Annotated in this window: 7 protein-coding genes and 1 pseudogene; all 8 read right to left on the reverse strand. The window is 68.7% G+C overall.

What is annotated here, in order from left to right; translation table 11 throughout:
• A pseudogene (locus KGQ19_RS00005) lies at positions 1-789 on the reverse strand (hypothetical protein); the annotation flags it as partial.
• 23 nt (positions 790-812) lie between these two features.
• Complete coding sequence (locus KGQ19_RS00010; protein ID WP_212006913.1) at positions 813-1211, reverse strand: hypothetical protein; 399 nt, start codon at positions 1209-1211, stop codon at positions 813-815.
• Complete coding sequence (locus tag KGQ19_RS00015; RefSeq protein WP_212006914.1) at positions 1212-1520, reverse strand: WXG100 family type VII secretion target; 309 nt, start codon at positions 1518-1520, stop codon at positions 1212-1214.
• 93 nt (positions 1521-1613) lie between these two features.
• Positions 1614-1946 carry a WXG100 family type VII secretion target gene (locus tag KGQ19_RS00020; RefSeq protein ID WP_212006915.1) on the reverse strand — a complete coding sequence of 111 codons (333 nt, stop codon included), beginning with the start codon at positions 1944-1946 and terminating at the stop codon, positions 1614-1616.
• Between the two features lie 123 nt (positions 1947-2069).
• Positions 2070-2618 carry a helix-turn-helix transcriptional regulator gene (locus KGQ19_RS00025; protein ID WP_212006916.1) on the reverse strand — a complete coding sequence of 183 codons (549 nt, stop codon included), beginning with the start codon at positions 2616-2618 and terminating at the stop codon, positions 2070-2072.
• Positions 2619-2658: 40 nt separating this feature from the next.
• Positions 2659-3318, reverse strand: a complete 660-nt coding sequence (locus KGQ19_RS51600) for a helix-turn-helix transcriptional regulator (RefSeq protein WP_212006917.1) — start codon at positions 3316-3318, stop codon at positions 2659-2661.
• Positions 3319-3434: 116 nt separating this feature from the next.
• Positions 3435-3638, reverse strand: a complete 204-nt coding sequence (locus KGQ19_RS00035) for a hypothetical protein (RefSeq protein ID WP_212006918.1) — start codon at positions 3636-3638, stop codon at positions 3435-3437.
• A 90-nt stretch (positions 3639-3728) separates the two neighbouring features.
• Positions 3729-10799: an RHS repeat domain-containing protein gene (locus KGQ19_RS00040; RefSeq protein ID WP_212006919.1), complete on the reverse strand. Its 7071-nt coding sequence runs from the start codon at positions 10797-10799 to the stop codon at positions 3729-3731.
• Positions 10800-10913: the final 114 nt, after the last annotated feature.

Here is a 10913-nt window from a genome sequence, read left to right on the forward strand (position 1 = left end):
GTCGGGACCCTCGCCGACCACCTCGTCCACCCCGGGACCGCCCGGCACGTCCACCCCGCCCATCGGCCCGACCGGGCTGATCGGCAGGCTGCGCGGGTCGATCCCGGCACCGAGCGGATCGGCCCCGTCCGGCAGCTTGCCGAACGCGTCGGCCGGGGTGATCGGCAACTGTCCGGGGCTCGCGCCGAAATGACCCTCGCTGTCGGCCCTGACCGAGCCGGACGGCTTCGCGTCCTGTGGCCCGGCCGGACCCTGAGCGGGAGCCGGCGGGTTCGGCAGCCCGTCCTTGATATCCCGGTAGTCCCGCGCCAGCTTGTTGAAGATCGCGCGCACCGCGGCGTCGTCGCCGCCGAACTTGTACTCGTCCGGTCCGCCGCCGCCGTCCTGGTAGTTGCTCGCCTCGATCTTCGACAGGTGTGCCGGAAGCTTGCTCGGGACCTCCTTGAACTTCCCGTTGTAGGCGGTCAGCGCCGTCTGGACCACGTCCTTCACCGTGGCGAAGGACTGCCAGAAGCTGCGGTAGGTCGGGTCCTTCGCCTGCTTGGCGACGTTGTCCAGCTCGGTCGCGAGGTTCTCCAACTGCTGCCCGTACGTGTCGGCCCCGGGCCCAGTCCACACGGCCTTGAGCTGGTCGCGCTGCTTGCGCAGATCGGTGGCGAGGTTGGTGAACCCCTGGAACACCGCGTCCCACAGGTTCTGCGCGGTGGCCACGGAGCCGAGGTCGATGCTCTGCAGCCGGTCGCGCACGTCCTGGTAGCTGTACTTCGCGTACGCGGGATTGTCAGCCATGCCCCGGGAATCCTTCTCTCATCTCACCAAACCGGCGTCTTGCCGGCGTCCTTCGGAATCAGGGCGCTGTTGTCGGTGAGCCCCTTCGTGATGTCGTCGGCCTTGGCCGAGTCGGCCTCGGCGAGGGTCTTGTAGTTCTGGCCGATCTTCAGCGTCGCCTTGCGCAGCGCGTCGAACTGGCCGTGGACGGCCTGGATGTTCTTCACGAACGTGTCGCGTTCGCTCCCGTAGGCCTTGACCAGGTCCGTGGCCTCGCTGAAGTCGCCGACCTTCGGCTCGTACTTCGCGTCCTTCAAATCGGCGACCATCTTGTCCAGCACGCCGTTCAGGTCGTCGAGGTAGTCCGCGACATCCTTGAACGTCTGCTCCGGTGGCACCGTGAGCTCGTTGTAGCCCGGCACGGCGGGCGGCGTGTCAGCCATCTACGCGGTCAGGTTCTCCCAGTGCATGGTGTTGGCGTGCTCGGTGAGCTTGTGGTCGTTCGTGATGTTCTGCAGTGTGGTGATGGCGTTGCCGAGGATGTCGTGCATCCGGTTCACCGCGGTGTCCCACTTGGCCTGCGCCACCTGATAGGCGGTGCGCGCGTTGCCCTCCCAGTCCGCCAGCGAGCCGCCGACGTTGGTGTTCAGGGACTCGATGGAGGCGCGCAGCTTCGCCAGCGCCTGCTCCATGTCCGTCGCGGCCTGCTCCATGCCGTGGAAGTTGACGTAGACCGAGCCGTCGCCGCTCATGTCAGGGTTCTCCGTATCTTTCGGTGGGTGGGGGGGTCGGTGGTCGGTGCCGGTCAGTGCCGGTCAGTACCGGTCGGTGCCGCTCAGCGCGGCTCAGCCGTTGAGCTGCGCGGCGAACCCGCCGACGGTGTCGGTGGTGACGGAGACGTTGACGTTGTAGCGCTTCAACGTCGCCGCGAGCGTCTCCTCGATCTCGCGCAGAGCGGACAGGACGGTGGCGAACTCGGTGTCCCACTGACCCATCGCGGTCATGAACACGTTCGCGGCATCACTGCGCCATGACGGGGCGAGCTCGTTCATCTGGTTCTGGAGAGTGCCGCGGATGGACTCCGCGGACGCCGCGGCGTTCGCGACCTCCGTCACGGCGTGGGCCATCGCCGCGCTGTTGACGGCGGAGACGCCCGGGTTGACGGCCGGTGTCGACATCAATCGGTCCTTTCACTGCTTCGGTCGGACGACCATCCTGGAGGTGCGGCACCCGATGTGTCAGGAGCCTTATGGGCACGGTTGGAGCCGGGCGGTTGCCCGAACTTCCCGCCGCTGCGAGCCTCAGATGAGGCCTTCGCGGATCGCGAGGGCGACGGCGTGCGTCCGGTTGCGGACGTCGAGACGGACGGTGAGGTCGTAAACGATGTTCTTCACGGTGCGTTCGGAGTAGGCGAGCCGGACGGCGACCTCGGCCGTGCTCAGCCCCTCCGCGAGAAGCCGCAGAACCGCGGCCTCGCGCGGGGCCAAGCGTCCGCTCCCGGCGGCCGGCGGGACCGGTCCGCGTTCGATGATCTCGCGGAGCTCACGGGCGAGGTCGTCGAAGTCCGCGCCGGCCCCGCCGGCCACCGCCACCCCGCGCCGGGCGGCAGCGGTGCGCAGCCCCGGCCGGACGCGGCCGGTCGCGAGCACCACCGGAACCGCCCCGGGGACCAGGCCGTCGACGCCGACGAGCACACCCTCGTCGGCGTCACCGACCGCGATCAGCACCACCACACCGGGCGCGACCCGGTCGACCAGAGCGGCGCACGGGACGGCCCGCAGCAGTTCGATGACGCCGGCCCGGGTGATCGGGTCGGCGGTGTGGATCGCCACCGGTATCCCGTCGGGCACGCTGGCGGGATCTGTGGCAGCGCTCTGTGATCCCGGCATCTCAGATCAGCCCTTCGCGCAGCGCGTAGGCCACCGCGTGCGTCCGGTTGCGCAGCCGCATCCGGATCGTCAGCTCGTGCAGGATGTTCTTGATCGTCCGGTCCGAATAGGCCAGCGCGGTCGCGGCCTGCGCGGTGTCTAAGCCGTCAGCGAGCAGCCGCAGCACGTCCGCCTCCCGCGCCGAGAGAGCGGGCTGGCACACCGGCCGATCCACCGCCGCGCCGCGCCCCGGCGGCCCACCATTGCGCAGGGTATTGATGTAGTCGAGCAGATCGCGCACCACTTCCGGCGGCATCAGCGCACCGGCCCCGCGATCGACCGCCCGCACCGCCCTGGCGACCGACTCGCCGGTCGCCTGGCGCCGCCAGAGCAGTGCCCCGACCCCGAGATCCACCAGCGAAGGCAGCGCCCCGGGGGCCATCCGCCCCACGACCGCGACGATCCCGGCCCGCCCCTTCGGCACCCCCGACAACGCGCCCCGGGCCAAGGACACCACGGACTCGTCGAACACGTCGGCGACCAACAACAGAACCGCCACCGAAGCCGCGCCATCGCCGCCGGGCGGCACCACGCTGATGCCGGGCTGCGCCCACAGCAACGCTTCGGCGCCCGACCGAGTGATCCCGTCGGCCGCGACCACCCCTACCCGGACGCCCTCCACCAATGCCTCCCCATCGTCGTGACCAGCGATGACGAATCTAGGAAGCGCGTGTTGACGGGCGATCGACGCTCGATGACGCGACCGTCACGGGGACTGCCGGCTCTCCGGAGCCCCCTTCAGCGGCCGCGCACGCGGCCGACACCAGCCGATATCGCCTCCACCAACACAGTCGTGCCGAACGCGACGCCCACCGCGATCAGGACGTCGATTCCCAGTTCGCGCAACGCCCAGCGGTTCGCAGCGGGTTCGCGGAAAAGCAGGAGAACCACAAGCGTCGGGATGAGGTACTGGACGAAGCTGTTCAACCAACGTCTGGCCATGTGCCACCTTCCAGTCGCCGATGGGGAAGCGGTTCGCACCGCGACGCCGGCCGGGAATGGGAGTACCCGGCCGGCGATCGCGACGGCCTGCTAGTGGTGAATTATCGCGAGTGTCACACATTCCATGGCAGGGACGATAAAGGTGTCCTTGCTGAAGATCTCCACCCCCTCGGCTCCGGCCTCGAACGGTTTGAGCTCCTGGTATTTGGACGCGATCCATTTGTAGCCGCCGGCCGTGCCGAAGCCGACCGTCGCGCCTTCGATGCAGGCGACCACCGGCCCCGAGGGCTCGCTCGGCCGGAGTATCTTGAATACCTGCTGCGCGGACATGTGCGAGCTTTGTACGTTGAATTCCGGATTCGAGTCGCCGACCGGTACCATTCTCACGCTGGCGATGTTCACAGTGCATCCGTTGTCGTCACAGACGACGGTGCGCTCGGTGCAGATCCCCGACATGTCACACCACTTCGTGTCCGCCGAACCGAGTGGCGTCACTTCTCCGGTGCAACTGCTTGATATCAGCCCCTCGTCGCTGGGAACACAGCCATCTCTCATGGTCGATTCCACATCCTGTTCGGTACCGACGCTGGTGTCCCCGGTAGAATGGTCGCACTTTGTCACCGTGTTTCCGGCGATCGTGTAAGTGGTCTGGTCTCCCGTTCTCCCGCATTCGCCACCGCCACCGCCACCGCCCGAGGCTCCGGCACCCGCGTCCGTGTCACTGGAGGTTCCACCACCAGTGGGGACGCAGCTGTGGCCGTTCCATCGAAGGCCCGACGGGCATTGCGCGTGCGGGGTGGGATCTCCACCCGGGGTGGTCGTCGTGCCGCCGCTGGAATCCGGGACACACTCCATCGATCCGCTGCTGCTGTCGTGATGGTAGCCCGGTGCGCAGGTGTGGGGATCGAGTCCGGTGGGGTCACTGCCGTTGACGGGATCGTTGCCCGCGTAGGCGTACCCGCCTATGGTCTGCGGGCTGTTCGGCTGGAATACGGGATCGCCCGAAATGAACCGCCCGGTGCTCGGGTCGTATTTGCGGGCACCCACGTCGACCAGGCTGGTGCCGGTGTCGGTGCTCTTGCCGAGGAAGGTGTGGTCGTCGGGCCAGGCCGGCGAGGTACTCTGCGTCACCGGTGCCCCGCGGGTTTCGCCGAAGGGCTTGCTGTAGCGGCGGGCGATGATCTGGCCCTGATTCTGCGTGCCCGGCGTCTCCTGGACGGTGACCGTCCCGGTGCCTTGGGCGGTGGTGGCTTCGTCGGTGATGGATCCGTCGGAGCCGACGATGATGACGGGTGCGTTGGGGAACGCGAAGTAGCGCTCGGCGGTCGTGGTTCCCGCGGCGGTTCCCGACGTGGTCAGGTGGATCTCGGTGGCGCCGAGGTACAAGGTGGTGGTCGTGGGGTCGCGGCGGATGAGCTCGTTGCCGGCGGCGTCGTAGACATAGGCCGCGACTTGTTGCTTGGTGGTGTTGTCGGTGACGGTGGACAGGTGGCCTTCCGGATCCCAGCTCAGCGTTTCGTTGACGGGGGTGGATCCGGAGGCGACGGTGCGGCTGGTGGTGTTGCCGGCACCGTCGTAGCCGTAGGTGTCGGTGGCGCTCGCCCCGCCGGTGGTGCTGACCTGACCGATCAGCGCCGGGCCGGTGCCGCTGCCGGCGGCGGCGGTGCCGGTGTTGCCGGTGCCGGGCTGGGCGCTCGGTTCGTAGGTGTGGACCGTGTCGGCGCCGCCGGTCATGGAGTGGTCGGTGACGGTGACCCGGTTGCCCATCGGGTCGGTGGCGCTGCCGGGCGTGTTGCCGGTGAACGTCTGCCAGTACGGCGCCGGGCTCGGGCCGTTGGGCGTGTTGGCGCCGATCGGCGAGGTGATGTTCCCTATCGACGGCTTGGTATTGACGCACCGTCCGGCGCCGCCGGGAATCGGACCGGCACCGAGCTTGCCGCCGTCGATCAGCATGCTGGCATCGGGCGTCGAGCCGCCTTCGTCGGTCCAGGCCTCCTTCAGACGGCCGGCGAAGTCGTAGCTGTAGCACTGGGTGTCGACCACGGGGGGAGCGCCCAGGCCCTGCTGGCTGCTGTCCGAGGTGATCTGGCCGGCGGGGTCGTAGGTGACGGTGGACCAGTCGACGCCAAACTCGTTGACCAGGTTGGTCGTGGGGTTCACGCCGGCCGAGGAGTCGATGTCCACCCCGGTGGCACGGCGGGTGGTCGCGTCGTAGGTGGTCTGTTGCGACACCTGGTACGGGTAGTCGCCCAAAGTACGGGACTTGACTTCCCCGAACGCCGTGTACTGGGTCTCCACCAGATAGTTGGAGTTGCCGGCCGCCGTCAGGAGCAGGCCGTTGGGCCGGTAGGAGTAGTACACCATCTCATCGGCCATCCCGGCGGCGTTGGGCACGGCCGGCAGGTCTTCCTGAGCCAGGAACCCCGCCACCGAGGTGTAGTAGCTGTTGGTGGTGTAAGTCCCGGCCAGGCCCGCGTCGGGTCCGGAGTTCGGAATCGTCACCTGGCTGCTGAGCGGCTGATACCGGAAGTTGTAGTACGGCGTGCTCTCGGTGTAGGCGGTGCCGCTCCGGCCGCCGATGTAGCGGGTCGAGGTCGTGGCCTGGCCCAGGACGACGGCGCCGACAGCGCCCGCCGCGTTCTGGAAGTGCGACTGGTCGTACACGGTCTCGGAGAGCAGGTCGGCGTTGTTGGTCGGGTCGGTACCGGAGTAGGTGTCGGTCTTGCGGTCCAGCGAGTCGTACGTGAACGACAGGTCCTGACCACGACCGTCATGGGTGCCGGTCAGCCGCCCCGCCGAGTCGTAGTGGCTGAGGGTGACGCCGTTGTTCGGATCGGACTGCGACACGGTCTGGCCGAGCAGGTCGGTCGTGGTGGTCCACTGGTTGCCCGAAGCGTCGGTGACCGTGGCGGTCGCGCCGCCGGCGATCGGCGTGTAGGTATGGGTGCTGATATCGGCGTCGGAGGCGGTTCCCGGCGCGGCCGGCGGGTTCTCGTGGTACTGCCACACGGCGGTCGTGCGGCCCCGGACGTCGGTGAACGTGCTGGTGGCCGTACCGCCCGCGGGCGGTAGGACGTCGATGCGGTCGGCGCCGTAGTAGGTCGTGTCGGTGGCCCACAGGTTGAGGCCGCCCTTGGACAGTTCGGTGTTCACCGTCCGGCCCAACGCGTCGAAGACGTTGGTGGTGACGGAGTCCAGCGACGTGTAGGCATAGGACAGCCAGGAGCCCGACGGATTGTTGGTCGCGTCGTAGTGCGCGGCCGTCGACTCCCGCATCCGCCCGGCGAAGTCGTACACGGAGTCGGTGGCGACCAGGCCGTTGGACATGTCCGTCGGCGTGGCCTGCGTCTGCTCCACTCGGCCCAGGCCGTCGATGATCTGATACGAGACCCCGTAGGTGTTATCGTCCAACAGCGTTTCGGTCTCTATTGAGCTCGCCGCGGCGATGCCCCCGACCACGGGCGCGATCGTGTAGGTGAACCGCTGCGAGGGGCCGGCCGTGGTGGCACGGCCCGGGTTCCACACCGCCGTCGTGCGGCCCAGACCGTCATAAGCGGCCGTGGTGACCTGCCCGTTGACATCGGTGGAGGTCAGTGTCAGGCCACGCGTCTGATCCAGGGCGGTGCGGGAGACCCAGCCCGCCGGGTTGGTGACCGCGGCGCCGGTCGGCAGGACGCCGCCGGACGGCGTGAACACCGTGCTGGTCTTGTGCCCCAGCGCGTCGGCGGTCGAAAGCGCACGGCCGTAGCGGTCGAAGTCCGAAGCGGGGGTCTGCGACTTGATGACGGTCGCGCCGGAGGCGTCGGAGGCGTCCTGGACCATCGTGACGTTGCCGACGCTGGTGGGGCTGCCGAGCTGACCGGCCGGGTCGCCGTCGTAGGTGGTCTGCTCGAACCCCTGGTCGATCTGGTCCGGCAACGGCGCCGCGGGCGGATCGCTCCCGGTGCAGTTCGCCGTCGGCTGGACCGACGTCAGGACCTTCCACGGGTAGGCAGTCCATTCCGCCGTCGCGGCCATACCGGGGTAGCCGGCGTACAGCGTCGTCGTGCAGATCTTCGGGACGGTGCCGTCGCCGAGGTCGTAGGTGGCGACCAGACGGCCGTTGCCCTGGGCGACCCCGTTGCCGGTGAAGTCCGGAAGCCGGTCGTCGTAGGTGTAGTCGATCTCCGAGCGCCGCGTCCCGGCCGCGACCTTCTGCAAGGTCACCTGCGAGGCGGTGTGCACGAACCGGGCGCGTTGCCGGGGCAGACCGCCCGAGCGCAGGTGTTGTGCGGTCGCGCCGCCGTTGGGGCCGTCTGCGATCTGCGCGGTGATGGTGTCGGTGTAGACCTGAGCCAGCGGAGCGGCACTTTCATAGACCAGGTTCTCAACCTGGCTTCCGGCCAAAGCGTTGTCGTCGACGATCCCGTCGATACTCACCGAGGGCTCGTCCGCCGGGCTGCACGTGGCGGTCGGATGGGAGCCGTGCAGCTTCTGGCAGGCCAGGTCCGGGTCCTGATCCATGCCCCGGAAATAGGTCGCGACAGACTTGGAGTTCAGGACACTGTCGACCGTCTTGCTGGTCGGATCGATCTGGCCGCCGCCGATGGTGGCGATGTGCACGAAACCTCGGAACTGGTCGAACGTCCGATAGTCCGGATCGGCGAGCTCGCTGTCGTCGGAGTGCCAGGCCGGAGCATCCGGGTATTGATAATCCGTCTCCTGGGCGGATGCGGATCCGTTCTGCCCGGCCAGACCGGTGCCGTCGGACTTCATGACGCGCAGCACCACGTACTTGCTGAACCAGTCCAGCACCGGCTGCTGGCTGGTGCCGCCGGTGGGCGGTACCCAATAGACCGGGAAACACAGCGTCGAGTTCTTGTCCACTGCCGGAGCGGTCGTGGAGCAGGGATCCTGCCGAAAACCCTGGTTCTGCGGGTCGTAGTCGTAGGTGACGTTCGTCGTGCCGTGCAACTCGTCGGTGATGACGGTCAACCGGCGCCGCAGATACTGCACCGCGCCGGCCCCGGCCGCCGGAGCCCGGTTGGCCATCGGCGTGCCCTGATACTGCACATCCGGCACGGAGGTGGCGACTCCGCCGGTGAAACCGGTGTGGCTGACCGAATCCAGCCAGAGCGTCCGCGCGGAGGTATCCGTCGGATACGACTGATGCAGCGTGTACTCGTCCACCGGCAAGAAGCCCGCGTGGACGCCGGTCCCGGCCGGTATCGGCGGATTGCTGCCGGGGGTGTAGGCGACGCCAGTAGAAATCGTGTCCAGCCGGGTCGAGGACCAGAACGTGGGGCTGTAGATCAGACAGGCGTTCGGGCTGTCGGTACCGGTGCACGACTGGTCGGACGGGGTGTCCTCGAACGCCGGGGAATTGGAGGAGTCGAATCCGGACAGCGAGAAGCCGGGGTGGTCCGGATCCGGCGTCACCGACAGCGCCTGGCACATCGCCCGGTAGGAGACGTTGACGTTCAGGTCGCCCGGCAGGCAGCGCGGCTTGACCCCGAAAACCACCTGCGCCGCCGGAATCGCATCAGCCGACATGTCCGAGACCTGGAACCCGTAGTCGATATCGGTCAGGAACCCGCCGCGGGTATAGAAATCGTGCGCGCCCGTGACAGCGTTCTTGTACCAGTTGCCTTCCCGCTGGTAGTCGTAGCGGGTCACGTTGTTGTGCGGGTCGATCACGAAGTCCAGATTCCACCGCCACACCGCCATGCAGTTGATCGCGGCGGCCGACGTCGGGTCGTTGCACGTCGCCTCACCGGTCCCGAAGACCGGCTCGGTCCACGCCGAGTACGTCGCAGCGTCCGCCCCGGTGCCGCCCTCACCGACGGCGGGGATCCGGTTCGCGCCGAAGTAGTACCGGGTTCCGTCGGTGGTCGTGACCCGCCAGTACTCCCCCGACGCCTTCGGATTGCTGGCTCCGTTGGCCGCGCCGTTCAACAGCTCGACGTGCGAGCCGTCGTCCCCGGAGATCCGCCACGCACCGGTGGCGTCATCGCGTACCAGTTCGCCGGTATGGCCGGGCAGCGAGATCGTGGCGTTCGGCACGGACGGCATGCAGGCGTCGCCGACGCCGCCCCAATGGGTCGGATCAGCCTTCGAACACGGCTGGTAGGACCGCTCGATGAAGCCGGGGTCGTAATCCCAGCCATCGCCGATCCCCGAAGCCTGACCGTTCTCAGCGGTGGTCCGGCCGTCCACCGACGACGAGTCGTACCCCAGGCTGACGCTCGGGGCCGTGCCGCCCAGTGTCGGCGGCATCGTGATCTGCTCGCTGGTGTCGAAGGAGCCGGCGTTGCTGACCGACCAGGTGTCCGAGGACTTCAGGGTCGAGACCGAGAAGGTACCGGTGGGGCCGTTCGACGCCGCGGTCACCGCCAGGACCACCTGCGAGGCGGCGGCGGTCCTGCCAGCCGGGGTGTCCGTGCCCGCGGCCGCTGTCGATCCGCCGGCCCCGGGCACGGTGACGTTCGCGGTGATCCGGTTGGCGGCGCGGTCGTTGGCGGCCGCCAGCGCCGTCCCCTTCTGACACGCCGCCACCTGCGGCGTCGTCAGAGCACACGCCGGAAGCTGGACCAGGGTCAGGCGGCCGGCGTAGTCGCCGCCATAAGCGTTGGCGAAGCCTGAGTAATCGACCGCGACACCCACCGAGGCCGCCGTGGTCGCGGTGTCGGCCCGACTCACCCCCACCAGCACCCCGCTCACCCCGGCCTTGACGCTCATCGCGTGATCGGCGACCGTCACGCGCACTTTCGACAGCGGCGGCGCCCAAGGCGTCGAGCCCCCGCGCGGCGCGCCGCCTGACAGAGCACTGACAAAGCCGTCGGCGGCCGGCACCGTGATGCTCACCGGCGTACCCGGCACCGGCACCGCCGGCCGGCGGCCGGCCGGGGTGGCCACCGTGGCCGCAGCGGTCGGGTTCGCCGCCGCCGCGCCCAGATCGACGTCGGCCGACGCGGCCTTCGGCCAGACTGTTTGCGCCATCAGGTGGAACGGCACCGGAGCGGGAGTGGGAGCGGCGGTGCCCTTGGCCTTCTTGCCGGGAACCGAATGCTCCGGCGGCACCGGCCGCGGATGCCACACCTTCGTCGCGGGCGTACGAGCCGCCGCCTGCTGCGCCGGCCCACTCCACGCGGCCGCCATGAGCAGCGTGGCGATCAACGCCACGGGCCGATGCCATCGTCCGCGCCGCCGGAACCGCCGCCCCTGAGCCGACGACGTCGAGTACCTCACCATCGAGAACACCGCCCCCACCCCACCGACCGTCCGCGGACGATCCGG

It is taken from the genome of Catenulispora pinistramenti (assembly GCF_018274385.1).
In the GTDB taxonomy this organism is placed as follows: domain Bacteria; phylum Actinomycetota; class Actinomycetes; order Streptomycetales; family Catenulisporaceae; genus Catenulispora; species Catenulispora pinistramenti.